This window comes from Streptomyces globisporus C-1027 (genome assembly GCF_000261345.2).
Classification (GTDB): domain Bacteria; phylum Actinomycetota; class Actinomycetes; order Streptomycetales; family Streptomycetaceae; genus Streptomyces; species Streptomyces pakalii.
The window spans coordinates 1097833-1123359 of record NZ_CP013738.1 but is presented as its reverse complement, the minus strand read 5'-3'; the positions used below and the strand labels follow the sequence as shown (position 1 = coordinate 1123359).

Here is a 25527-nt window from a genome sequence, read left to right as displayed (position 1 = left end):
ATGCGCTTTCGCGGGAAGTCCATCCGCAGGAAGATCGTGGCGTTGCTGCTGGTGCCGCTCGTCTCCCTCACGGGCCTCTGGGTCTTCGCCACCTACATCACCGGCCGTCAGGCCGACGAACTGATGAGCGCCGGATCCATCGTGGAGAAGGTGAGCGAACCCCTGGAGGACGCCGTCCGCGCCGTCCAGGACGAGCGGCGGCAGACCCTGGTCTTCCTCGCCGACCCCCGTGCCTCCGACGCGCTCCCCGTCCTCATGGGCCAACGCGCCGCCACCGACCGCATCGTGGGCGAAGTCAGGGAGAACGCCCGGGAACAGGACGTCCGGGACTCGCTGAGCGCAGCCGACAGCAGCCGCCTGGACGCGATCCTGAGCGCTGTCGACGGACTGGAGGCGCTGCGCGAATCGGTCGAGAAGCGCACCATCAGCCGGGCCAAGGCACTGGACTTCTACAACGGCCTCGTCGACCCCTCGTACCGCTTCCTCAACGGCCTCCACACCCTCCAGAACGTCTCGATGGACAAGCAGATGCGGGCCCTGGTCGGCATCTCCCGGGCCCGCGAGATGCTCTCGCGCCAGGACGCGCTCATCGCCTCCGGCCTCATCGCCGGCCGGTTCACCACCGCCGAACTGCGGCAGATATCCGGCCTCGTGGCGCAGCGCGAGCTGCTCTACGAGGTCAGCCTGGAGAACCTCCCCGCCGCCGAACGCCGTCGCGTCGAGCAGTTCTGGGGCAGCCCCGACACCGAACCGCTGCGCACCACCGAGGACGCGCTGATCGAGGCCGGGCCGACGAAGCGCCCCGGCGCCGTCGACGCCGAGCGCTGGGAAGAGGCGGCCGTGCCCGTCCTCGACCGGCTGGCGGGCGACTCCACGGAGATGGGCAACCGTTTCCAGGACCGTGCCGAACCGGCCGCCTACCGGGTCCTCGCCCAGGCCGGGATCGCCGGGATCCTCGGATTCCTGGCCCTGATCGTCTCGATCTTCGTCTCCGTCCGCATCGGCCGTGAACTCGTCCGCGACCTCTCCCGGCTGCGCAAGGACGCCCACGAGGTCTCCGGCGTCCGGCTGCCGAGCGTGATGCGCCGACTGGCCGCGGGCGAACAGGTCGACGTCGAGACCGAGGCCCCGCACCTCAGCTACGAGCCCGACGAGATCGGCCAGGTCGGCCAGGCGCTCAACACCCTCCAGCGGGCCGCCGTGGAGGCCGCGGTGAAGCAGGCGGACATGCGGCGCGGCGTCTCCGAGGTCTTCGTCAACCTCGCCCGCCGCAACCAGGTCCTCCTGCACCGTCAGCTCACCCTGCTGGACGCGATGGAACGCCGCACCGAGAACAGCGACGAACTGGCCGACCTGTTCCGCCTCGACCACCTCACCACCCGTATGCGGCGGCACGCCGAAGGACTCGTGATCCTCTCCGGCGCCGCCCCCTCCCGCCAGTGGCGCAAGCCCATCCAGCTGATGGACGTGGTGCGGGCCGCCGTCGCCGAGGTCGAGGACTACGAACGCATCGAGGTCCGCCGCCTGGCCCGGATCGGCGTCGGCGGACCCGCCGTGGCCGACCTCACCCACCTGATCGCCGAACTCCTGGAGAACGCCACCGTCTTCTCACCCCCGCACACCGCGGTCCAGGTGCACGGCGAACGCGTCTCCAACGGCTTCACGCTCGAAATCCACGACCGCGGTCTCGGCATGGCCCCCGAGGTCCTCCTCGACGCCAACCTGCGGCTCGCCGAGACGCCCGACTTCGAGCTCTCCGACACCGACCGGCTGGGCCTCTTCGTCGTCAGCCGGCTCGCCCAGCGCCAGAACGTCCGGGTCTCCCTGCAGAAATCGCCGTACGGAGGCACAACCGCGGTCGTCTTCATCCCGGCGGCCCTGCTCACCGACGCCCCCGACACCCACGGCACCGGGTTCCGCCTGGACCGCCGGGCCGAGCGCGCCATCGGCAGCGGCCGGAACCCCGGGACGGCACCGGGCGCGCCCGGCACGGCCCCGGGCGGGGAGCGCCGTGTCAACGGCAGGTCCGCGGTCCTGTCGCCGGTTCCCACCGGGCTCACCGGACCGGGCGTCCTGGACGGGCCGGTCGAGCTGGAAGCCCCGGTCGGCCCGCTGGACTTCGCCGGCGACCCGCTGGACCGCTCACCGGATCCGGCCCTGGACCCGGCCCTCGGCCCCGTCCTGGACGGCGTGTCCGATCTGGAGGACACCGAGAGCGAGCGCGGCGGCATCTTCCGCGCCCGGGACGTGCGCCGCGACGGCGACCGGGAGGCCCGCCGCGACAAGCCCGGCGCCCGCCCGCGCCGGGACACCGACCGGGACCAGCACCAGCAGGCCCGCGACCACGGCGACGAGCCCACGGCGGAGGTCCGCCCGATGCGCCCCGCCGGGCCCGTACCGCTGCCCCGCCGCACCCCGCCGACGCTGGTCACCGACCGGGGCCGCCGGGTCGACGCGGCGGACGACGACGCGACCACGCCTCCCGCGAAGGCCACAGGGCCGGTCCCGCACACCGCGGACCGCGTCCCCGAGGAGGCCGACGGGCCCCGTACCGCCGACGCACCCTGGACCGTGCGAGCCGCCGCCCACCGCGGAGCACCAGGCATCTCCCGTACGTCGGACGCCTCCCGCACCACCGGGCCGTCCCGCCCGGCCGAGCCGTCGCACGCACCCGAGCCACCCCGCACGCCGGATTCCGGGCGCGAGGAGGCCCCGGTGCCGGCCGCCCCGCCGGCGCCCGAGACCATCGGCGGACTGCCCCGGCGGGTCCGGCAGGCCAGCCTCGCCCGCCAGCTCCGTGAGGACTCGGCGGAGCGCACGGTGCAGCGGGCGCCCGTGGACACGTTCGACGACGCCGATCGCGACGCGGACGAGGTCCGCAACCGTATGGCCTCGCTCCAGCGGGGCTGGCAGCGCGGCCGCCGGGAGAACGCCGAGACCACCGAGAACGCGGCGCACACCGGGACGACCGGGAACACCGCGTCCACCACGACCACCGAAACCGCCGAATCCGCCGAGGGCACCGCGAACGCCGGCGACCCCGGTGGCACAGCACCAGGAACCACTCCGGGAGGGGACGGTCGATGACCGCACCGAACGCCGCAGCACACAACCCCGCCCGCCACGGCTCGGGCGAACTGAACTGGCTGCTCGACGAACTCGTCCAGCGCGTCGCCAGCATCCGCAAGGCGCTGGTGCTCTCCAGCGACGGACTCGCCACCGGCGCGTCGGCGGACCTGACCCGCGAGGACAGTGAGCATCTCGCCGCCGTCGCCTCCGGGTTCCACAGCCTCGCCAAGGGCGTCGGCCACCACTTCGACGCGGGCCGGGTGCGCCAGACCGTCGTCGAACTGGACGAGGCGTTCCTCTTCGTCACGGCGGCCGGCGACGGCAGCTGTCTCGCCGTGCTGGCCGACGCCGACTCCGACGTGGGCCAGGTCGCGTACGAGATGACGCTGATGGTCAAGCGCGTGGGGGCCCACCTGGCCAACGCCCCACGGACGACCGGTACGCCCGCCGGAGGGTGAGTGTGGCGGGCATGAGCGCTGACTCCCCCCGGGGCACCGGCCCCGGATCCCCGGACGGGACCGTCGACCCCCAGGCCTCCCGGTGGTACGACGCGGACGCGGGGCCGGTGGTCCGCCCGTACGCGATGACCCGGGGGCGGACCAGCAGCGCCTCCCGTCACCGCCTCGACCTGATCGCGCTCGTCGTGCCGGAACCGGCCGCGGACGACCCCGGCCGGGACCAGACGCTCGCCCCCGAACACGTGGCGATCGTCGAACTCTGCAGCGACAGGCCCCAGTCGATCGCCGAGCTCGCCGCCGAACTCGACCTCCCCGTAGGGGTGGTACGGGTCCTGGTCGGCGATCTCGTCGAGGACGAGCTGGTGCACGTCACCCGTCCCGTTCCACCGGCCGAGCTGCCGGACGTGAACATTCTTCGCGAGGTAATCAATGGCCTTCGGGCGCTCTAGCCGCGTCAAGCAGCGGCCTGTCGAGCCCGTCACCCTGAAGATCCTGGTGGCGGGAGGGTTCGGCGTCGGCAAGACGACCGCGGTCGGCGCGGTCAGCGAGATCAGACCGCTGCGCACCGAGGAACGCCTCAGCGAGGCGGGCCGCCCGGTGGACGATCTGGCAGGGGTCGAGTCCAAGACGACCACCACGGTCGCCATGGACTTCGGCCGGATCACGCTGCGGGAGGACCTGGTCCTCTACCTGTTCGGCACCCCGGGCCAGGACCGCTTCTGGTTCCTCTGGGACGAGCTGGCGCAGGGCTCCCTGGGCGCGGTCGTCCTCGCCGACACCCGGCGTCTTGAGGACTGCTTTGCCGCGGTCGACTACTTCGAGCGCAGGCGGATCCCGTTCACGGTCGCGGTCAACACCTTCGAGGGCGCCGAGCGGTTCCCCACCGAGACCGTACGGGCCGCCCTCGACCTCGACCCCGAGGTCCCGCTGCTCGTCTGCGACGCACGGGACCGGTCCTCCGTGCGCGACGTCCTGGTCGCGGTCGTGGAACACGCCCTGGAGCGTGCGGCACGGGCCCGCGAACCCGTCGCCACCTGAGCCGGGAAAGCGAGCTCCGTTCCCCGGTACGCGTACGGCCCGTACCCCCGCCGACAGGGGTACGAGCCGCACGTCGCCCGGCGCGCCGGGTCCTGAGTGTTCTGCTGCGGTGACGGGCAGTCAAGCCAAGCGCAGGGAAAACCTGTTGAGACGCCGCTGTGGATCAGCGGACCACGACCACCGCCGAACCGTGCCCGAACAGTCCCTGGTTCGCCGTGATGCCGGCCCGTGCGCCCGGCACCTGCCGCTGCCCCGCCCGCCCCCGCAACTGCCGGGTCAGCTCGCAGACTTGCGCGATGGCCTGGGCGGGGACCGCCTCGCCGAACGAGGCCAGACCGCCGCTCGTGTTCACCGGAACCCGGCCGCCCGGCGCGGTCGCCCCCGAACGCAGGAGCTTCGTCCCCTCGCCGGGGCCGCACAGCCCGATGTCCTCGTACCACTCCAACTCCAGTGCCGTGGACAGGTCGTAGACCTCGGCCAGCGAAAGGTCCTCCGGCCCGATCCCCGCCTCCTCGTACGCGGTCCGCGCGATCGAGGCCCGGAAGCTCTCGGGCGACGGGTCCACGGCCACCGCTGAATCCGTGCCGATGTCCGGCAGATCCAGGACGGTCCTCGGGAAGGTCGGCGTCACGGTGGAGACGGCCCGGATCCGCACAGGGTCACGCACCCCGCGCCTTCGCGCGAACTCCATGCTGCACAGCACCAGCGCGGCCGCCCCGTCGGACGTGGCGCAGATGTCCAGCAGCCGCAGCGGATCGGCGACCATAGCGGAGGCTGCGACCTCCTCCGCCGTCACCACAGTGCGGTAGCGGGCGTACTCGTTGAGCGCCCCGGCCGCCGCGTTCTTCACCTTGACCAGCGCGAAGTCCTCCGGTGTGTCCCCGTACAGGGCCATGCGGCGGCGGGCGTAGAGCCCGAAGTACGCCGGGTTCGTCGCCCCGAGCACCCGGAAGCGCAGCCAGTCCGGATCGTCCGGCCGCTCCCCGCCGGCCGGGGCGAAGAACCCCTTGGGCGCCGCGTCGGCCCCCACCACCAGCACCACGTCCGCCAGGCCCGCCAGGATCTGCGCCCGCGCCGTGTCGATGGCCTGCGCCCCGGAAGCGCACGCGGCGTACACGGACGCCACCCGCGCCCCCTGCCACCCGAGCGCCCGGGCGAACGTCGCCCCCGCCACGTACCCCGGATAGCCCCCGCGCACCGTCTGCGCGCCGACCACCGACCGGACCTCGGGCCAGCCGATGCCCGCGTCAGCGAGCGCGGCGTGCGCGGCGATCCGCCCGTACGTGACGAAGCCGCGCCCCCACTTGCCCCACGGGTGCATCCCGGCCCCGAGGACCGCCACATCGCCGCTCATGAGGCGTCCCCGTCCGCCGCGACCGGCCGCCAGTGCCAGGTCGCGTGCACGGTGCCCGTCGCCCGGTCCTCGTCCAGGACGCCCGGCACCACCTCCACCTCCGAGCCCACCGGGAGATCGGCCACGCCCACTCCGGGGGCGGCCTGCCCCAGCACCACCATGCGCTCGACGGCCAGCTCGACGGCGACCAGGGTGTACGGAGTCCAGGGGGCGTCGGGGTCGCTGACGTACGGGGGAGGCGGCCGGTAGCGCCCGTCGGTGCAGGACCACACCGTGCCCCGCTTTGACAGCGGTGTCTCCTCCAGCTCACCGCCGGAGCAGTGCGGGTTGCGGCAGCGGCCGTCCTCCCGGGGGAAGTGGACCGTCCGGCAGCCGGAGCAGCGGGTGCCCAGCAGCCGGAAGTCCTCCTCCGCGGCGTCCTCGGTGAACCAACCGGCCACCACGGGTGTACGCGTGCGCGACAAAGCCCCTCCCGGCACTGAATCTGACGGAACGTCAGAAGTGTGCCACGGGCGCCGTCGTCCGGCGAGGGGTCCGGCCCCAGGGCCTCAGCCGCCCTTCCTGTCATCCCCGTGCTCGGCCAGCCACTTCGCCGCGGTCTCCGCCAGCTCCGCGTCCCGGCCCGCGAGCATCGTCCGGATCATCTGCGCGTCGCCGCGCAGCGACCACACCGGATGCCCGAACGTGGCCGGGTTGTTCTTCTCGATCAGGAAGTGCGCGGGCCACGCCGTGCCGTACCCGATCAGCGGCAGGGCCGCCAGATACCGTTTCCGGCCCCGCGCGAGCCCGTATGCGCCAGCGCGAGCCCGGTCAGCGTGCCGGTCAGATGGACCCACCGGGTGGCGGCCCGGGAGTGCATCGCGACGTAGTACGGCCAGAATTCCTCGTACGTTTCGAACGTCTGCTGTGACATACGGGCACCGTAGCCGCCCGATCGGCAACCGAACACGCCCCTTTCGCGTCCGAGATGAAGAACGGGCGGCCGGAGCCCACGGGGGTGGTCCCGGTCGCCCGTTCCGTTCAGTGCCTGCCGACCGACCCGCGCTCCACCGGGAAGTCGAAGTAGGTGTCCGGGAACAGCTCGGGTTTGTGGGTGAAGTGCCACCACTCCTCCGGCAGGTTCACGAATCCCACCTCGGTCAACGTGCGCTTGAGGAACTGCCGGTTGGCGCGCTGAGCGCCCTGGATCCGGGGATCGTCGGTGTGCGAGAGGGTGTCGAAGCAGTCGTAACCCGTCCCCATGTCCACCGAGTTGTCGGGGAACCGCTCATCCTTCGGCGCGAAGCAGGGGGTCAGCCGCTCGCCCGGACGGTGCGGCCTGGTCGGCAGGGCCGGCAGCCGTACCAGGGTCAGGTCCACCGTGCTGCCCCGGCTGTGCCCGGACTTCTCCGCGATGTAACCGTCCTCGAACAGACGCGACTTGTCGACCAGCGGATAGAACTCCCGCTTCATCGCCTGGTCGTCGAGATCCTTCGCCCACCGCACGAAGTGGTCCACGGCCCGCTGCGGCCGGTAGCAGTCGTACACCTTCAGTGAATACCCCTGACGCAACAGCCGCTTCTGCGCCAGGTGCAGGGCGCGCGCGGCGGGCCGGGTCAGGATGCACACCGGCTGCCGGTACCCGTCCACCCGCTCGCCCATGAAGGTGTGCGCCGTGGTGTAGCGCATCTCCTGGATGATCGTCGGATCCACCGAACGCAGCGCCACGAACTCCTCGGGCGCTCGCGGTTCGGGACGCGCCTGCGCGGTGGGGGAGAGGGCGGTGGCGGCGAGAAGGGCGGCGGCCGTGACGGCCAGGGCACGCAGAGCGGTACGCATTCCTGTCATGGGCACACCGTCTATCAGCTGGGCGGCCCCCGCGGAAGAACCCGTCGGATACAGTCCGCCCGTGTCCGAACCCGGCAACCGCCCTTCCCCGACCGCCCCGCAGCAGCCGCCCCGGTACGTACGGGACTCCCACTGCGGCACCTGCGGCGCCCCGTACACCGCCCTCCCGCCCGCCGACACCTGGCCCCGCACCTGCACGCACTGCGGAACCACCGCCTACCGCAACCCGCTCCCCGTCGCGGTGGCCCTGCTCCCCGTCGACGGCCCGAGCGCCACCGGACTCGTCGTCATCACCCGCACCATCGAGCCGCAGAAGGGCGGCGCGGCCCTGCCCGGCGGATTCATCGACCACGCCGAGGACTGGCGTACGGCGGTCGCCCGCGAACTCCGCGAGGAGACCGGCATCGAGGCCGCCGCCCGGGACGTACGGCTCGCCGACGTCCTCAGCGACACGGCCGGCCACCTCCTGGTCTTCGGCCTCCTCCCGCCCCGCCCCCTCGCGAGCCTGCCGCCGTCGGCCCCGACCGACGAGACATCCGGCTACGAGATCCTTTACGGCCCAAGGCCGTTGGCGTTCCCGCTGCACACGGAAGCCGCCGACGCGTGGTTCGCGGGCCGCTACGGCTGAGGGCACCGCGCCGGGAACGGCTCCGGCGCCCCGCCCGACGCGTACAGACGTTCGTCCCAGGCCCCGGGGAACCACCTACGGGGCGTCCGCCACTCCCCGCACCCGCACCCGGCAGTCGACCTCACCCTTCCCGCCGTCCCGCTCCACCACCACGCGGTCACCCTCCCACCGCGTCGCGTACCGCTCGACCTCCGCCTCCGCCCACCCGTCACCCGCGTCCCGCACCACCAGGCCGCCGCCCGTGCGCCCCGGCGCGGGCGCCCACACCTCCAGCTCCGGTTCGCCGTCCGCACCCCGTACCGGAATCACCGCGCCCGCCCGCGCCAGCACCGGCACCCCCGACAGCGGGGCGTCGACCAGTACCTGGCCCGGCCCCTCGTACGCCCGCCCGGTCGCCGTGTCGTACCACCGCCCCCTCGGCAGCCGCATCGCCCGCCGCCGTACCCCCGGCTCCAGCACCGGAGCCACCAGCAGCGCGTCGCCCAGCAGGAACGCGTCCTCGCACTCCCGCAGCGCCCGGTCGCCCGGCGCCCCCCACCACACCGGCCGCACATACGGCGCACCCGTCAGCCGCGCCACCTGCGACAGCGACACGAAGTACGGGTGCAGGCGCTCGCGCTCCACCAGCGCCGCCCGCGCGTGCTCCAGCACCTCGGGCCCGAACTCCCACGGCTCCCGCCGCCCCGCGTCGATCGCCGAGTGCGTACGGAACAACGGCAGATACGCCCCCAGCTGGAACCACCGCAGATACAGCTCGGGCGACGGGAACCCGTCGAACCCGCCCACGTCCGGACCCGAGTACGGCACCCCGCACAGGCCGAGCCCCAGTACCAGCGACAACGACGCCCGCAGCCCCTGCCACCCCGTCGACACATCACCGGACCAGGTGCCCCCGTACCTCTGCATCCCCGCCCAGCCCGACCGGGAGAAGAGGAACGGCCGCTCCTCGGGCCGCAGCCGGAGCAGCCCCTCGTACCCGGCCCGCGCCATCGCCAGCGCGTACACGTTGTGCGCCTCGCGATGATCGCCCCCGGCGCCCTCCAGGACGTGCCGGGCCGAACGCGGCAGCGACGGATCCCCGAACGCCGCGAAGGACACCGGCTCGTTCATGTCGTGCCAGATCCCCGAGAAGCCCTGCGCAAGCCGCTCCTCGTACAGAGATCCCCACCAATCCCGCACAACCGGATCAGTGAAGTCCGGATAGACGCACGCCCCGGGCCACACCTCCCCGACCACCACCCGCCCCCGCGCGTCCCGGACGTACGCACCGCGCTCACCCACCTCCCGGCCCGCGTCGAACACCGCGTCACCCGGCTCCGCCTTCACCGCCGGATCCACGATCGACACCAGCCGCACCCCGTCCCCGCGCAGCTCCTTCGCCAGCGCGGGCAGATCGGGGAACCGCTCCCGGTCCACCGTGAACACCCGGTGCCCGTCGTAGTGATCGATGTCCAGATGCAGCACGGACAGCGGCAGCCCCCGCTCCCGGTACCCGTCGACGACCCGCCGCACCCCCTCCTGGCTGCCGAACCCCCACCGGGCGTGCTGCGGACCCAGCGCCCAGGACGGCGGCAGCGCCGGAGCTCCCGTCAGCGCCGTCCACCCCTGGAGCACCCGGGCCGGCGTCCCCACCACCACCCAGCAGCGCAGCGGCCCGCCCTCCATCCGCACCTCGCAGGCGCCCGGCCGGTCATGCCCCGAACCGGCGCCCTCCTCGCCCTCCCGCAGCACCACCCGCCCCGCCCAGGAGTTGTCGTGAAACGCCAGATGCGTCCCCGCGTCCGACACCACCACCTGCACCGGCATCGTCAGATACAGCGGATCGTCCCCGGGACCGAAACGCCCGCCCGGATCCGTGTTCCACAGCCGGTACACCCCGTCCCGCAACCGGGGCCCGCCCGCACGCCCGCCCAGCCCGAAGAACCGCGCGTCCGCCGGCACCTCCGAGCGCTGCACCCACCGCACCGGACCCCCGCCCACCGGCTCCCACCAGCGCGGCGGCAGCTCACGCCGCAACAGCACCCCGCCCGGCGTCCGCAGCTCCACCGCCCCGGTCCGCGACACCACCACCGTCAGCCGCTCCGCAACCACCTGCCAGCCGCCGTCCTTGCCCGGCTCCAGCACCGCCCGCTCGTCCGGCGCGGGAGCATCGCCCGCCACCGCGTACGACGGCAGCGGGTCCGCCCCGTCCCACGCCCAGAACGCCGCACCGCCCACCGACACACGGATGCGCAGCTCCGAACGGGCGAACCGCACCACACCCCCGCCCGGCCCCGGCTCCGCACCCGTCGCCGCACCGGGCACCCGGGCCCGCTCCGCGCCGCGCGCCGGCAGCGCCGCCGCGTCCGCGGCCCTGCGCCGCCACGCCGAACGCACCGTGCGCAGCCCCCGCACCGAACCGACCAACCTCACCCGACGCACCAGGTCACGACCGTCCATGGCGCACACCCTGCCACCCCGCCCGACCCGCAGAACCCTCCGTTCAACTCCCGTTCACCCATGTCGGCCGAGGCTCCCCGGCCTCCCCGGGGGCGGAGCCACCCTGGTGCCGAAGACGATCACATGGCATCGTCCGTGTCAGCCGCTCACGCGCACACCCCAGCCCGTGCGCGCCGACGCCCACCCCGCGTACCCGTACAGCCAGGGAGCAGCCCTCATGACCGCAGCCACGCCCGACGCCCCGCTCTGGCAGCCCGGCCCCGACCGCATCGAGGCCGCGGCCGTCACCCGCTTCCAGAACTGGGCCGCGACCCGGTACGGTGCCCCGGCCGACGGCGGGTACGCCGCCCTGCACCGCTGGTCCGTCGACGAGCTCGACACCTTCTGGCAGGCCGTGGCCGAGTGGTTCGACATCCGCTTCTCCACCCCGTACGAGAGCGTCCTCGGCGACCGCGCGATGCCCGGCGCCACCTGGTTCCCCGGCGCCACCCTCAACTACGCCGAACACGCCCTGCGCACCGCCGAGGACCCGGCCCGCGCCGACACCCCGGCCCTCCTGTACGTCGACGAGACCCACACCCAGATCCCCATCAGCTGGGCCGAACTCCGCCGTCAGGTCGGCGCCCTGGCCGCGGAACTCCGCGCCCTCGGCGTCACCCCCGGCGACCGCGTCAGCGGCTACCTCCCCAACATCCCGCAGGCCGTCGTCGCCTTCCTCGCCACCGCGGCCGTCGGCGGCGTCTGGACCTCCTGCGCCCCCGACTTCGGCGCCCGCAGCGTCCTCGACCGCTTCCAGCAGATCGAACCCGTCGTCCTCTTCACCGTCGACGGCTACCGCTACGGCGGCAAGGAGCACGACCGCACGGAGACCGTCGCCGAGCTGCGGCGCGAACTGCCCACGCTGCGCGCCGTCGTGCACATCCCGCTGCTCGGCACCGACGCCCCCGAAGGCGCCCTCGCCTGGGCCGCCCTCACCTCCGCCGACACCGAACCGGTCTTCGAGCAGGTCCCCTTCGACCACCCGCTCTGGGTGCTGTACTCCTCCGGCACCACCGGCCTGCCCAAGGCCATCGTCCAGTCCCAGGGCGGCATCCTGCTCGAACACTTCAAGCAGCTCGGCCTCCACTGCGACCTCGGCCCCGAGGACCGCTTCTTCTGGTACACCTCCACCGGCTGGATGATGTGGAACTTCCTCGTCTCCGGCCTCCTCACCGGCACCACCGTCGTCCTGTACGACGGCAGCCCCGGCCATCCGGACGTCAGCGCCCAGTGGCGGGTCGCCGAACAGACCGGCGCCACCCTCTACGGCACCTCCGCCGCGTACGTCATGGCCTGCCGCAAGGCCGACATCCACCCGGGCCGCGACTTCGACCTCTCCCGCGTCCAGTGCGTCGCCACCACCGGCTCCCCGCTCCCGCCCGACGGCTTCCGCTGGCTCCACGACGAGGTCGCCGAGGACCTCTGGATCGCCTCCGTCAGCGGCGGCACCGACGTCTGCTCCTGCTTCGCCGGAGCCGTCCCCACCCTCCCGGTCCACATCGGCGAACTCCAGGCCCCCTGCCTGGGCACCGACCTCCAGTCCTGGGACCCGTCCGGCAAGCCGCTGATCAACGAGGTCGGTGAACTCGTCGTCACCAACCCGCTGCCGTCCATGCCGATCCGCTTCTGGAACGACCCCGACGGCAGCCGCTACCACGACAGTTACTTCGACATGTACCCCGGCGTCTGGCGGCACGGCGACTGGATCACCATCACCGACCACGGCTCGGTGATCATCCACGGCCGCTCCGACTCCACCCTCAACCGCCAGGGCGTCCGCATGGGCTCCGCCGACATCTACGAAGCCGTCGAACGGCTCCCCGAGATCCGCGAATCCCTCGTCATCGGCCTCGAGGAACCCGACGGCGGCTACTGGATGCCGCTCTTCGTCCACCTCACCGAAGGCGCCACTCTCGACGACGACCTGCGCGCGGCGATCAAGCAGACCATCCGCGACAACCTCTCCCCGCGCCACGTCCCGGACGAGGTCATCGAGGTCCCCGCCATCCCGCACACCCTCACCGGCAAGCGCATCGAGGTTCCGGTCAAGCGCCTGCTCCAGGGCGCCGAGCTGGCCAAGGCGGTCAACCCGGGCTCCGTCGACAACCTCGACCTCCTCCACTTCTACGCCGACCTGGCGGCGAAGCGCCGCGCGTAACGCCACTGTCAGTCCCCCTGATTACGCTGAGTGAGCAAGTATTCACCGCGCACAGGGGGACACATGGCGCAGACCGACAACACCAAGCAGAACGCCCAGCACAAGGCGACGCTCAAAGCGGCACACCGCAAGAAGCACGGCAGGAGGCACGGCACCCCGCGCACCACCACCCTGCGACGCACGTTGCGCCGCGAAGCACCCAGCACCGTCGGCCTCCTCGTCGACGCCCAGGACTTCGCGGCCATGCGGCGCTACAGCACCTTCCCCTTCGACGACCACACCGCCTACCTCCAACAGGTCGAGGCCCTGCTCAAAGCGCTCGCGGCCCAGGGCGTGCACACCACCGTCGCCCTCTTCGACCCGGAGGACTACGAGGAGTTCTGCGCCGAGTCGGGCCTCGACACCGACAGAGGGACCAGCCGCAGCCGCTTCACCGCGGAGATCGCCGCCGCCGGAGCCACGGTCGCCTACACCGGCCAGGGCATCGACGAGCTCATCCCCGTCCTCGTCTCCCGCGCGGTCCGCCAGGCCACCTGGGAGTACGCCACCCTCCTCCTCGCCGACCTCGGCACCTGCGCCGACTGCGGCCAGGACATCGGACGCGCGGCCTTCGACCGCGCCTCGCACCTCCTGATGCGGCTGCTGGAGACGGCGGGACCGGGCACCCACCACCTGGTGTGCAGCGTCCCGACGGACAACGACCAGCTCCTGGCCGTGCTCCACACCCACCGCGACAGCACAGGACCGGCCCGCCTCGACAGCGCGGAGGGCGCCGAGTTCGCCACCGTCCTCGCGGTGGCCGTGGCCCTGGAATCACGCGGGGGCGTGGTCCTGCGCACCAGCGCCCCCGACAGCCCGGACCGCGTCCACGGCTGGCGCCTGGCCCACGGCGGCCTCGCCCCGCTCACCGCCGGCGAGGTCTTCAACGCCTACTGCACGGACGCGGACACCGGAGAGCCCGTCTCCCCGGAATCCGGCGTCGAGTACTGCGCGGGATTCGACATCGGAGCCGAACCCCCGGAAACCCACCACTGACAAAAGAGGGAGGGGCCTCCCGCCAACGGCGGGAGGCCCCTCCCCGGAACCCTTGCTGGTCTACTCGTCCACTCGCCTACTCGCCCGAGAGCACGGCCTGCGCAGCGCTGCGCGCCTCGTCGGCCGAGTCGGCGGACCGAGCGGCGTTCGCCGCCCGCTCGCACTGCGCCAGCGTGTACTTGGCCAGCGTGGCCCGCACATAAGGAATGGACGCCGCACCCATGGAGAGCGAGGTGACCCCCAGACCCGTCAGCACACAAGCGAGCAGCGGATCGGCGGCGGCCTCACCACAGACACCGCAGCTCTTGCCCTCGGCACGAGCGGCCTCGGCCGACAGCGCCACGAGATCCAGCAGCGCCGGCTGCCACGGGTCCTGGAGCCGCGACACCGCGCCCACCTGACGGTCCGCCGCGAAGGTGTACTGCGCCAGGTCGTTGGTGCCCAGCGACAGGAACTCCACCTCCTGGAGGATCGACCGCGCCCGCAGAGCGGCCGACGGAATCTCCACCATCGCGCCGAACTTCGCCTGCAGCCCGGCCTCACGGCACGCGTCCGCGAACGCCTTGGCGTCGATGCGGTCGGCCACCATGGGCGCCATGACCTCCAGGTACACCGGCAGCCCCTCGGAGGCCTTCGCCAGCGCGGTCAGCTGGGTACGCAGCACATCGGGGTGGTCCAGCAGGCTCCGCAGCCCACGGACGCCGAGCGCCGGGTTCGGCTCGTCGGCCGGGGTCAGGAAGTCCAGCGGCTTGTCGGCACCGGCGTCCAGCACCCGCACGACGACACGTCCCTCGGGGAACGCCTCCAGCACCGCACGGTAGGCCGCGACCTGCTTCTCCTCGGAAGGAGCCTGCTTGCTGTCGTCCAGGAACAGGAACTCGGTACGGAACAGCCCGACACCCTCGGCCCCCGCCTCGACCGCCGCGGGCACATCGCCCGGACCGCCGACATTGGCGAGCAACGGTACCTTGTGCCCGTCCGATGTGGCACCGGGACCGGTCGAGGCGGACAGCGCGGCCTTACGAGCGGCGGCGGCGGCCTCCATCTCGGCCCGCTTCTCCGCACTCGGGTCGACGAAGATCTCACCCGTGCTGCCGTCCACCGCGACGACCGTGCCCTCGGCCAGCTCACCGGCGCCGGGGAGCGCCACCACGGCCGGAACGCCGAGCGCCCGCGCCAGGATCGCGCTGTGGCTGGTGGGCCCTCCCTCCTCGGTGACGAAGCCGAGCACCAGCGTCGGGTCGAGGAGCGCGGTGTCGGCCGGCGCCAGGTCCCGCGCGATGAGGACGTACGGCTCGTCGCTGTCCGGCACGCCGGGCATCGGCACACCGAGCAGCCGCGCCACGATCCGGTTCCGTACGTCGTCGAGGTCCGCGACCCGCCCCGCCAGGTACTCCCCGGCATTGGCGAGCAGCGCACGGTACGCGGCGAACGCGTCGTACACGGCACGCTCGGCGGTGCTGCCCACGGCGATACGCCGATCGACATCGGACATCAGCTCGGGGTCCTGCGCCATCATGGCCTGCGCCTCGAGCACGTGCTGTGCCTCGCCGCCGGCCAGATTGCCGCGCGCGACCAGATCGGCCGCCACGGCTTCCACCGCCTGCCGGGCACGCCCCTGTTCGCGCTCGGCCTCTTCGGCGGGAATCGATTTGGCGGGCGGCTCCAGCACCGCCGTACCCATGTGCCGAACCTCGCCGATGGCCACACCGTGGCTCACGCCGACGCCTCGCAGCGTTGTCTCCATTTCACCCGTCTCCGGTTGTGCGGCGACCGAGTCACCGCGGTGTTTGTGCAACTGGCTGGTGACTGCGCCCGAGGCGCTACTGCCAGCCGAACAGCGTGTCGCCGATCTTCACGTCCCCGTCCTCACGGACATCGGAGAGCGACTCGGCGGTGGCCTCCAGGGCCACGATCGGGCAGATGGGTGACTTGCCGGCGGCCTCGACGGCGACCGGGTCCCAGCGCACGATGCCCTGGCCCCGGGTCACGGTGTCCCCCTTGTTCACGAGAAGCTCGAAGCCCTCGCCGTTGAGCTGGACGGTGTCGATACCGAGGTGGGTCAGGACCCCGTGCCCGTCGGCGTCGACGACGACGAACGCGTGGGGGTGGAGGGAGACGACGATGCCGTCGACCGGGGAGACGGCCTCGGAGGGCTCACGTACGGGGTCGATGGCGGTGCCGGGACCGACCATCGCGCCGGAGAAGACCGGGTCGGGAACCGCGGTGAGTCCGATGGCGCGTCCAGCAAGAGGGGACGTCACGTTGGTCATGGGGAGCCTCCCAGGGGGTGGAGATTCAGGTGTCGCCGCCGCGACTGATGGGGGACGGCGTACTGCTCAGCAGAGTAAGTCATATGAAGTCCCGGTTCCGCCCGAGACCTACCGCTTGGCGGGCCTAGGGGTGCACCAGAAACGATTTGCTTCGGTCCCCGGCGACCTGTACAGTCGTACTCCTGCCTGACCCCAACGCGACTTTGAGTCGTGGGTCGGCGGCGACTTTCAAGCCCAGATCCTAACCATGACCCTTCCTTCGGCGTGCCCGCAGGCCGTGGTCAAGGGGACGGAAAAGGCCTGATAGAGTCGGACTCGCCGGAAAGGGAAAACGCGAAAGCGAAGAACCTGGAAAGCGAAACTGCATGGCCCGCTTCGACCGGGAATCGGACACGAAAGAGTCTGATAGAGTCGGAAACGCAAGACAGCAGGACAAAGAAGTAAAGACGAAGGGAAGCGCCCGGAGGGCCCCGGTGATACGGGACCGAAGGAAGCGTCCGTTCCTTGAGAACTCAACAGCGTGCCAAAAGTCAACGCCAGATATGTTGATACCCCGTCTCCAGCATCACGCTGGGACGCGGTTCCTTTTGAAATACACAGCGAGGACGCTGTGAACAACGGGTCTTATTCCGACCGGTTGTTCCGCTCTCGTGTGTGTGCACCCGATTACGGGTAAACATTCACGGAGAGTTTGATCCTGGCTCAGGACGAACGCTGGCGGCGTGCTTAACACATGCAAGTCGAACGATGAAGCCCTTCGGGGTGGATTAGTGGCGAACGGGTGAGTAACACGTGGGCAATCTGCCCTTCACTCTGGGACAAGCCCTGGAAACGGGGTCTAATACCGGATAACACTCTGTCCCGCATGGGACGGGGTTGAAAGCTCCGGCGGTGAAGGATGAGCCCGCGGCCTATCAGCTTGTTGGTGGGGTAATGGCCTACCAAGGCGACGACGGGTAGCCGGCCTGAGAGGGCGACCGGCCACACTGGGACTGAGACACGGCCCAGACTCCTACGGGAGGCAGCAGTGGGGAATATTGCACAATGGGCGAAAGCCTGATGCAGCGACGCCGCGTGAGGGATGACGGCCTTCGGGTTGTAAACCTCTTTCAGCAGGGAAGAAGCGAAAGTGACGGTACCTGCAGAAGAAGCGCCGGCTAACTACGTGCCAGCAGCCGCGGTAATACGTAGGGCGCAAGCGTTGTCCGGAATTATTGGGCGTAAAGAGCTCGTAGGCGGCTTGTCACGTCGGATGTGAAAGCCCGGGGCTTAACCCCGGGTCTGCATTCGATACGGGCTAGCTAGAGTGTGGTAGGGGAGATCGGAATTCCTGGTGTAGCGGTGAAATGCGCAGATATCAGGAGGAACACCGGTGGCGAAGGCGGATCTCTGGGCCATTACTGACGCTGAGGAGCGAAAGCGTGGGGAGCGAACAGGATTAGATACCCTGGTAGTCCACGCCGTAAACGTTGGGAACTAGGTGTTGGCGACATTCCACGTCGTCGGTGCCGCAGCTAACGCATTAAGTTCCCCGCCTGGGGAGTACGGCCGCAAGGCTAAAACTCAAAGGAATTGACGGGGGCCCGCACAAGCAGCGGAGCATGTGGCTTAATTCGACGCAACGCGAAGAACCTTACCAAGGCTTGACATATACCGGAAAGCATCAGAGATGGTGCCCCCCTTGTGGTCGGTATACAGGTGGTGCATGGCTGTCGTCAGCTCGTGTCGTGAGATGTTGGGTTAAGTCCCGCAACGAGCGCAACCCTTGTTCTGTGTTGCCAGCATGCCCTTCGGGGTGATGGGGACTCACAGGAGACTGCCGGGGTCAACTCGGAGGAAGGTGGGGACGACGTCAAGTCATCATGCCCCTTATGTCTTGGGCTGCACACGTGCTACAATGGCCGGTACAATGAGCTGCGATGCCGCGAGGCGGAGCGAATCTCAAAAAGCCGGTCTCAGTTCGGATTGGGGTCTGCAACTCGACCCCATGAAGTCGGAGTTGCTAGTAATCGCAGATCAGCATTGCTGCGGTGAATACGTTCCCGGGCCTTGTACACACCGCCCGTCACGTCACGAAAGTCGGTAACACCCGAAGCCGGTGGCCCAACCCCTTGTGGGAGGGAGCTGTCGAAGGTGGGACTGGCGATTGGGACGAAGTCGTAACAAGGTAGCCGTACCGGAAGGTGCGGCTGGATCACCTCCTTTCTAAGGAGCACTTCTTACCAGGCTTCGGTTTGGTCAGAGGCCAGTACATCGGCGAATGTCCGGTGCTGGTTGCTCATGGGTGGAACGTTGACTATTCGGCACGATGATCTGGTCACTACTAGTACTGCTTCGGCGTGGAACGTGGTGAACGGGGCATCGGGCCGGGCACGTTGTTGGGTATCTGAGGGTGCGGCCGAATGTGGCTGTCCTTCTGATCCGGCCCCAGTGAACTCGTCTGCAAGGACGGGGTGGTGGGTGGCTGGTCGTTGTTTGAGAACTGCACAGTGGACGCGAGCATCTGTGGCCAAGTTTTTAAGGGCGCACGGTGGATGCCTTGGCACCAGGAACCGATGAAGGACGTGGGAGGCCACGATAGTCCCCGGGGAGCTGTCAACCAAGCTTTGATCCGGGGGTTTCCGAATGGGGAAACCCGGCAGTCGTCATGGGCTGTCACCCGCTGCTGAACACATAGGCAGTGTGGAGGGAACGAGGGGAAGTGAAACATCTCAGTACCCTCAGGAAGAGAAAACAACCGTGATTCCGGGAGTAGTGGCGAGCGAAACTGGATGAGGCCAAACCGTATGCGTGTGATACCCGGCAGGGGTTGCGCATGCGGGGTTGTGGGATCTCTTTTTCATAGTCTGCCGGCTGTGAGACGAGTCAGAAACCGTTGATGTAGGCGAAGGACATGCGAAAGGTCCGGCGTAGAGGGTAAGACCCCCGTAGCTGAAACATTAACGGCTCGTTTGAGAGACACCCAAGTAGCACGGGGCCCGAGAAATCCCGTGTGAATCTGGCGGGACCACCCGCTAAGCCTAAATATTCCCTGGTGACCGATAGCGGATAGTACCGTGAGGGAATGGTGAAAAGTACCGCGGGAGCGGAGTGAAATAGTACCTGAAACCGTGTGCCTACAAGCCGTGGGAGCGTCGCTGGCAGCACTTGTGCTGTCAGTCGTGACTGCGTGCCTTTTGAAGAATGAGCCTGCGAGTTAGCGGTGTGTAGCGAGGTTAACCCGTGTGGGGAAGCCGTAGCGAAAGCGAGTCCGAACAGGGCGTTTGAGTTGCACGCTCTAGACCCGAAGCGGAGTGATCTAGCCATGGGCAGGTTGAAGCGGAGGTAAGACTTCGTGGAGGACCGAACCCACCAGGGTTGAAAACCTGGGGGATGACCTGTGGTTAGGGGTGAAAGGCCAATCAAACTCCGTGATAGCTGGTTCTCCCCGAAATGCATTTAGGTGCAGCGTCGTGTGTTTCTTGCCGGAGGTAGAGCACTGGATAGGCGATGGGCCCTACCGGGTTACTGACCTTAGCCAAACTCCGAATGCCGGTAAGTGAGAGCGCGGCAGTGAGACTGTGGGGGATAAGCTCCATGGTCGAGAGGGAAACAGCCCAGAGCATCGACTAAGGCCCCTAAGCGTACGCTAAGTGGGAAAGGATGTGGAGTCGCAGAGACAACCAGGAGGTTGGCTTAGAAGCAGCCACCCTTGAAAGAGTGCGTAATAGCTCACTGGTCAAGTGATTCCGCGCCGACAATGTAGCGGGGCTCAAGCGTACCGCCGAAGTCGTGTCATTCGTACATATATCCCCAACGGGAGTACGGATGGGTAGGGGAGCGTCGTGTGCCGGGTGAAGCAGCCGCGGAAGCGAGTTGTGGACGGTTCACGAGTGAGAATGCAGGCATGAGTAGCGATACACACGTGAGAAACGTGTGCGCCGATTGACTAAGGGTTCCTGGGTCAAGCTGATCTGCCCAGGGTAAGTCGGGACCTAAGGCGAGGCCGACAGGCGTAGTCGATGGACAACCGGTTGATATTCCGGTACCCGCTTTGAAACGCCCAGTACTGAATCAGGCGATGCTAAGTCCGTGAAGCCGGCCCGATCTCTTCGGAGTTGAGGGTAGTGGTGGAGCCGATGAACCAGACTTGTAGTAGGTAAGCGATGGGGTGACGCAGGAAGGTAGTCCAGCCCGGGCGGTGGTTGTCCCGGGGTAAGGGTGTAGGACGCACGGTAGGCAAATCCGTCGTGCATATAGTCTGAGACCTGATGCCGAGCCGATTGTGGTGAAGTGGATGATCCTATGCTGTCGAGAAAAGCCTCTAGCGAGTTTCATGGCGGCCCGTACCCTAAACCGACTCAGGTGGTCAGGTAGAGAATACCGAGGCGTTCGGGTGAACTATGGTTAAGGAACTCGGCAAAATGCCCCCGTAACTTCGGGAGAAGGGGGGCCATCACCGGTGATAGCACTTGCTGCTTGAGCTGGGGGTGGCCGCAGAGACCAGCGAGAAGCGACTGTTTACTAAAAACACAGGTCCGTGCGAAGCCGTAAGGCGATGTATACGGACTGACGCCTGCCCGGTGCTGGAACGTTAAGGGGACCGGTTAGCTGCCTTTCGGGGTGGCGAAGCTGAGAACTTAAGCGCCAGTAAACGGCGGTGGTAACTATAACCATCCTAAGGTAGCGAAATTCCTTGTCGGGTAAGTTCCGACCTGCACGAATGGCGTAACGACTTCTCGACTGTCTCAACCATAGGCCCGGTGAAATTGCACTACGAGTAAAGATGCTCGTTTCGCGCAGCAGGACGGAAAGACCCCGGGACCTTTACTATAGTTTGATATTGGTGTTCGGTTCGGCTTGTGTAGGATAGGTGGGAGACTTTGAAGCGGCCACGCCAGTGGTTGTGGAGTCGTCGTTGAAATACCACTCTGGTCGTGCTGGATGTCTAACCTGGGTCCGTGATCCGGATCAGGGACAGTGTCTGATGGGTAGTTTAACTGGGGCGGTTGCCTCCTAAAGAGTAACGGAGGCGCCCAAAGGTTCCCTCAGCCTGGTTGGTAATCAGGTGTTGAGTGTAAGTGCACAAGGGAGCTTGACTGTGAGACCGACGGGTCGAGCAGGGACGAAAGTCGGGACTAGTGATCCGGCAGTGGCTTGTGGAAGCGCTGTCGCTCAACGGATAAAAGGTACCCCGGGGATAACAGGCTGATCTTCCCCAAGAGTCCATATCGACGGGATGGTTTGGCACCTCGATGTCGGCTCGTCGCATCCTGGGGCTGGAGTCGGTCCCAAGGGTTGGGCTGTTCGCCCATTAAAGCGGTACGCGAGCTGGGTTTAGAACGTCGTGAGACAGTTCGGTCCCTATCCGCTGTGCGCGTAGGAATATTGAGAAGGGCTGTCCCTAGTACGAGAGGACCGGGACGGACGAACCTCTGGTGTGCCAGTTGTCCTGCCAAGGGCATGGCTGGTTGGCTACGTTCGGAAAGGATAACCGCTGAAAGCATCTAAGCGGGAAGCCTGCTTCGAGATGAGTATTCCCACCCTCTTGAGGGGTTAAGGCTCCCAGTAGACGACTGGGTTGATAGGCCAGATGTGGAAGCCCGGTAACGGGTGGAGCTGACTGGTACTAATAGGCCGAGGGCTTGTCCTCAGTTGCTCGCGTCCACTGTGTTAGTTCTGAAGTAACGAACAGCCGTGTAAACATCCGGTGTTCATAGTTTCATAGTGTTTCGGTGGTCATTGCGTTAGGGAAACGCCCGGTTACATTCCGAACCCGGAAGCTAAGCCTTTCAGCGCCGATGGTACTGCAGGGGGGACCCTGTGGGAGAGTAGGACGCCGCCGAACAATTTTTGGGGAAAGCCCCGCACCTTCTGGTGCGGGGCTTTTCTGCGTTCCGGACCCTTTCCCGAGGTCCACCCTCCACCCCGCTGCACCCGACGCTGGAAGCTGAGGGTAAGGTCAGGGGGCATCATTGGCACGTTCTTCACAGGAGGCTCCCGGGTGGAGGTCCAGGAGACCCGGGTCCAGACGGACCGGGTCCTCACCATCCCCAACATCCTCAGCATGGCTCGCCTTGTCGGGGTACCGCTCTTCCTGTGGCTGATTCTTCGCCCCGTCTTCGGAGGGCCCAACAGCGACAACTGGGCGCTGCTGGTACTGATGCTCAGCGGCATCAGCGACTACCTCGACGGGAAGCTCGCCCGCAAGTGGAACCAGATCAGCAGCCTCGGCCGGCTCCTGGATCCGGCGGCCGACCGCCTCTACATCCTTTCCACCCTCGTCGGCCTCACCTGGCGGGAGATCCTGCCCCTCTGGGTCACCGCGCTGCTTCTCGCCCGGGAACTGCTGCTTCTCGTGATGGTGGCCATCCTGCGCCGCCACGGCTATCCGCCGCCGCAGGTCAACTTCCTCGGGAAAGCTGCAACCTTCAACCTGATGTACGCGTTCCCCTTGTTGCTGCTCAGCGACGGGAGTGGTTGGCTGGCCACACTGGCCGCCGTTTTCGGATGGGCGTTCGCAGGATGGGGTACAACCCTCTACTGGTGGGCAGGAATCTTGTATGTGGTTCAGGTCCGCCGACTGGTGAAGGCGGACGCAGTAGCCGATTGAGCTCGTTGATGCGGTGCCGCGCAATGTGGCCGGCCCGCGGCAGATGGTGCGAATGATGCCCCGACGGGCGCAGTCGGCTGACCGTCGTCTCTTGTAGGAGGACGTTTCCGACATGAAGGCCGTCGTGATGGCTGGCGGCGAAGGCACACGCCTTCGCCCCATGACCTCGAGCATGCCCAAGCCGCTCCTCCCCGTGGCCAACAGGCCGATCATGGAGCATGTCCTGCGGCTGCTCAAGCGGCATGGGCTCAATGAAACCGTAGTGACCGTCCAGTTCCTTGCCTCCCTCGTCAAGAATTATTTCGGGGACGGCGAGGAGCTCGGGATGGAGCTCACCTATGCCAACGAGGAGAAGCCACTCGGCACCGCGGGCAGCGTGAAGAACGCCGAGGAGGCGTTGAAGGACGACACGTTCCTCGTCATTTCCGGTGACGCGCTCACCGACTTCGACCTCACCGATCTCATCGCCTTCCACAAGGAAAAGGGCGGGCTGGTCACGGTCTGCCTCACCCGGGTTCCCAATCCGCTGGAATTCGGCATCACCATCGTGGACGAAGAGGGCCAGGTCGAACGGTTCCTCGAGAAGCCGACCTGGGGACAGGTCTTCTCGGACACCGTGAACACGGGCATCTACGTCATGGAGCCCGAGGTCTTCGACTACGTCCAGGCCGACACCTCGGTCGACTGGTCCGGTGATGTCTTCCCTCAGCTGATGAAGGAGGGCAAGCCCATCTACGGCTATATCGCCGAGGGCTACTGGGAGGACGTCGGCACCCACGAGAGCTATGTGAAAGCCCAGGCGGACGTCCTGGAGCGCAAGGTCGACGTGGAGCTCGACGGCTTCGAGATCTCCCCCGGCGTATGGGTCGCCGAAGGAGCGGAGGTCCACCCCGACGCCGTGCTGCGCGGGCCGCTGTACATCGGCGACTACGCCAAGGTCGAGGCCGACGTCGAGATCCGCGAGCACACGGTCGTCGGATCCAACGTCGTCGTCAAGACCGGGGCCTTTCTCCACAGGGCCGTGGTGCACGACAACGTCTACATCGGACAGCACAGCAACCTGCGGGGCTGCGTGGTCGGCAAGAACACCGACATCATGCGTGCGGCCCGTATCGAGGACGGCGCGGTCATCGGTGACGAATGCCTGGTCGGCGAGGAGTCGATCATCCAGGGCAACGTCCGGGTGTACCCGTTCAAGACCATCGAGGCCGGCGCGTTCGTCAACACCTCGGTCATCTGGGAGTCCCGAGGCCAGGCGCACCTCTTCGGCGCGCGCGGGGTCTCCGGAATCCTGAACGTCGAGATCACCCCCGAGCTGGCCGTACGCCTGGCCGGCGCCTACGCCACGACCCTGAAGAAGGGGTCGACGGTCACGACCGCCCGTGACCACTCCCGAGGCGCCCGCGCCCTCAAGCGGGCCGTCATCTCGGCCCTCCAGGCCAGCGCCATCGACGTACGCGACCTGGAGAACGTACCGCTGCCCGTCGCCCGCCAGCAGACCGCCCGGGGCAGCGCCGGCGGCATCATGATCCGTACGTCGCCCGGCGTGCCCGACTCCGTGGACATCATGTTCATCGACGAGCGGGGCGCGGATCTCTCGCAGGCGCAGCAGCGCAAGCTCGACCGGGTCTACGCACGTCAGGAATACCGCCGTGCCTTCCCCGGCGAGATCGGGGACCTGCACTTCCCGTCCAGCGTGTTCGACTCGTACACCGGGTCCCTCCTGCGGAACGTCGACGTCGAGGGCATCGCGGAATCCGGGCTCAAGGTCGTCGTCGACGCGTCCAACGGCAGTGCCGGGCTCGTTCTGCCCAGCCTGCTCGGACGGCTCGGCGTGGACGCGCTGACGATCAACCCCGGGCTCGACGAGGCGCGGCCCACCGAGTCCGCCGACACCCGGCGGGCCGGTCTGGTGCGGCTCGGGGAGATCGTGTCCTCCGCGCGGGCGGCCTTCGGAGTGCGGTTCGACCCGGTGGGCGAGCGGCTCTCCCTCGTCGACGAACTCGGCCGGATCATCGAGGACGACCGGGCCCTGCTGGTCCTTCTCGATCTCGTCGCCGCCGAGCGGCGCAGCGGCCGTGTCGCCCTGCCCGTGACGACCACGCGCGTCGCCGAGCAGGTGGCGGCCTACCACGGCACCCAGGTGGAGTGGACGACCACCTCGCCCGACGACCTGACCCGGGTCGGCCGTGAAGAGGACACCATCTTCGGAGGAGACGGGCGCGGAGGGTTCATCGTTCCCGAATTCAGCAGCGTCTTCGACGGGACCGCCGCCTTCGTCCGGCTCATCGGGCTCGTCGCACGCACCCAGCTCACCCTGAGCCAGATCGACGCGCGCATTCCCCGGGCACACGTCCTGCGCCGCGACCTGGCGACGCCGTGGGCCGTCAAGGGGCTCGTCATGCGCCGGGTCGTCGAAGCGGCCGGAGACCGCAGCGTGGACACCACCGACGGGGTGCGGGTGGTCGAGGCGGACGGCCGGTGGATCATGGTCCTGCCCGACCGGGCGGAAGCCGTCACCCATCTGTGGGCGGAGGGCCCGGACGACGCCTCGGCCCAGGCGCTCCTCGACGAGTGGGCCGCGGTCGTGGACAGCGCGGGGGACTGATGTGAGAAC

Annotated in this window: 15 protein-coding genes, 3 rRNA genes and 1 pseudogene; 12 read left to right on the top strand and 7 right to left on the bottom strand. The window is 68.5% G+C overall.

Annotated elements, in window-relative coordinates:
* The 4 genes from WQO_RS04800 to WQO_RS04785 are packed head-to-tail and all read left to right on the top strand — an operon-like array spanning window position 1 to window position 4565.
* Window positions 1-3087 carry a sensor histidine kinase gene (locus WQO_RS04800; RefSeq protein WP_058953874.1) on the top strand — a complete coding sequence of 1029 codons (3087 nt, stop codon included), beginning with the start codon at window positions 1-3 and terminating at the stop codon, window positions 3085-3087.
* The gene (locus WQO_RS04795; protein WP_010057431.1) at window positions 3084-3527 is read left to right on the top strand and encodes a roadblock/LC7 domain-containing protein; all 444 of its coding nucleotides are present in this window, start codon (window positions 3084-3086) and stop codon (window positions 3525-3527) included. Before WQO_RS04800 ends, WQO_RS04795 begins: the two co-directional genes overlap by 4 nt.
* Before the next feature lie 11 nt (window positions 3528-3538).
* Window positions 3539-3976, top strand: a complete 438-nt coding sequence (locus tag WQO_RS04790; RefSeq protein ID WP_010057432.1) for a DUF742 domain-containing protein — start codon at window positions 3539-3541, stop codon at window positions 3974-3976.
* Window positions 3957-4565 carry a GTP-binding protein gene (locus WQO_RS04785; protein WP_010057433.1) on the top strand — a complete coding sequence of 203 codons (609 nt, stop codon included), beginning with the start codon at window positions 3957-3959 and terminating at the stop codon, window positions 4563-4565. Before WQO_RS04790 ends, WQO_RS04785 begins: the two co-directional genes overlap by 20 nt.
* 163 nt (window positions 4566-4728) lie before the next feature.
* Here WQO_RS04785 and WQO_RS04780 read toward each other — a convergent pair whose 3' ends face one another.
* The 4 genes and pseudogenes from WQO_RS04780 to WQO_RS04765 form a co-directional block, all read right to left on the bottom strand.
* Window positions 4729-5919 (bottom strand): lipid-transfer protein, encoded by a 1191-nt coding sequence (locus WQO_RS04780; RefSeq protein ID WP_010057434.1) that lies wholly within the window; start codon window positions 5917-5919, stop codon window positions 4729-4731.
* On the bottom strand, window positions 5916-6383 hold the full coding sequence (locus WQO_RS04775) for a Zn-ribbon domain-containing OB-fold protein (RefSeq protein ID WP_237274106.1): 468 nt from the start codon (window positions 6381-6383) through the stop codon (window positions 5916-5918). Before WQO_RS04775 ends, WQO_RS04780 begins: the two co-directional genes overlap by 4 nt.
* An 84-nt stretch (window positions 6384-6467) precedes the next feature.
* A pseudogene (locus WQO_RS04770) lies at window positions 6468-6832 on the bottom strand (Mpo1-like protein).
* Between the two features lie 107 nt (window positions 6833-6939).
* Complete coding sequence (locus tag WQO_RS04765; RefSeq protein WP_032747709.1) at window positions 6940-7746, bottom strand: M15 family metallopeptidase; 807 nt, start codon at window positions 7744-7746, stop codon at window positions 6940-6942.
* 61 nt (window positions 7747-7807) lie between these two features.
* Here WQO_RS04765 and WQO_RS04760 point away from each other — a divergent pair, with 61 nt between their 5' ends.
* Window positions 7808-8374 (top strand): NUDIX domain-containing protein, encoded by a 567-nt coding sequence (locus tag WQO_RS04760; protein ID WP_010057439.1) that lies wholly within the window; start codon window positions 7808-7810, stop codon window positions 8372-8374.
* Window positions 8375-8449: 75 nt separating this feature from the next.
* On the opposite strand, the gene WQO_RS04755 is transcribed toward WQO_RS04760, so the two are convergent.
* Window positions 8450-10813, bottom strand: a complete 2364-nt coding sequence (locus WQO_RS04755) for a glycoside hydrolase family 31 protein (RefSeq protein ID WP_029181991.1) — start codon at window positions 10811-10813, stop codon at window positions 8450-8452.
* Window positions 10814-11030: 217 nt separating this feature from the next.
* Between WQO_RS04755 and WQO_RS04750 the strand changes: the two genes are divergently transcribed.
* A complete protein-coding gene (locus WQO_RS04750) occupies window positions 11031-13010 on the top strand; it encodes an acetoacetate--CoA ligase (protein ID WP_010057441.1) in 1980 nt (659 codons plus the stop codon).
* A 63-nt stretch (window positions 13011-13073) separates the two neighbouring features.
* On the top strand, window positions 13074-14045 hold the full coding sequence (locus WQO_RS04745) for a hypothetical protein (protein WP_010057442.1): 972 nt from the start codon (window positions 13074-13076) through the stop codon (window positions 14043-14045).
* Window positions 14046-14121: 76 nt separating this feature from the next.
* Here the strand turns inward: WQO_RS04745 and ptsP are convergent, their stop codons facing one another.
* A complete protein-coding gene (ptsP, locus tag WQO_RS04740) occupies window positions 14122-15792 on the bottom strand; it encodes a phosphoenolpyruvate--protein phosphotransferase (RefSeq protein WP_010057443.1) in 1671 nt (556 codons plus the stop codon).
* A 76-nt stretch (window positions 15793-15868) separates the two neighbouring features.
* The gene (locus tag WQO_RS04735) at window positions 15869-16318 is read right to left on the bottom strand and encodes a PTS sugar transporter subunit IIA (RefSeq protein ID WP_010057444.1); all 450 of its coding nucleotides are present in this window, start codon (window positions 16316-16318) and stop codon (window positions 15869-15871) included.
* Window positions 16319-16997: 679 nt separating this feature from the next.
* Here WQO_RS04735 and WQO_RS04730 point away from each other — a divergent pair.
* The 5 genes from WQO_RS04730 to WQO_RS04710 all read left to right on the top strand — a co-directional run bounded on the left by WQO_RS04730 (window position 16998) and on the right by WQO_RS04710 (window position 25518).
* A 16S ribosomal RNA gene (locus WQO_RS04730) occupies window positions 16998-18523 on the top strand.
* Between the two features lie 302 nt (window positions 18524-18825).
* Window positions 18826-21950: ribosomal RNA gene (locus tag WQO_RS04725) — 23S ribosomal RNA — on the top strand.
* A 78-nt stretch (window positions 21951-22028) separates the two neighbouring features.
* Window positions 22029-22145 (top strand): 5S ribosomal RNA (rrf, locus tag WQO_RS04720).
* Together the 16S, 23S and 5S rRNA genes form the textbook arrangement of a ribosomal RNA operon.
* Before the next feature lie 156 nt (window positions 22146-22301).
* Window positions 22302-22910 carry a CDP-alcohol phosphatidyltransferase family protein gene (locus tag WQO_RS04715; RefSeq protein WP_010062194.1) on the top strand — a complete coding sequence of 203 codons (609 nt, stop codon included), beginning with the start codon at window positions 22302-22304 and terminating at the stop codon, window positions 22908-22910.
* A 112-nt stretch (window positions 22911-23022) separates the two neighbouring features.
* Window positions 23023-25518, top strand: a complete 2496-nt coding sequence (locus tag WQO_RS04710) for a mannose-1-phosphate guanyltransferase (RefSeq protein ID WP_010062195.1) — start codon at window positions 23023-23025, stop codon at window positions 25516-25518.
* Window positions 25519-25527: the final 9 nt, after the last annotated feature.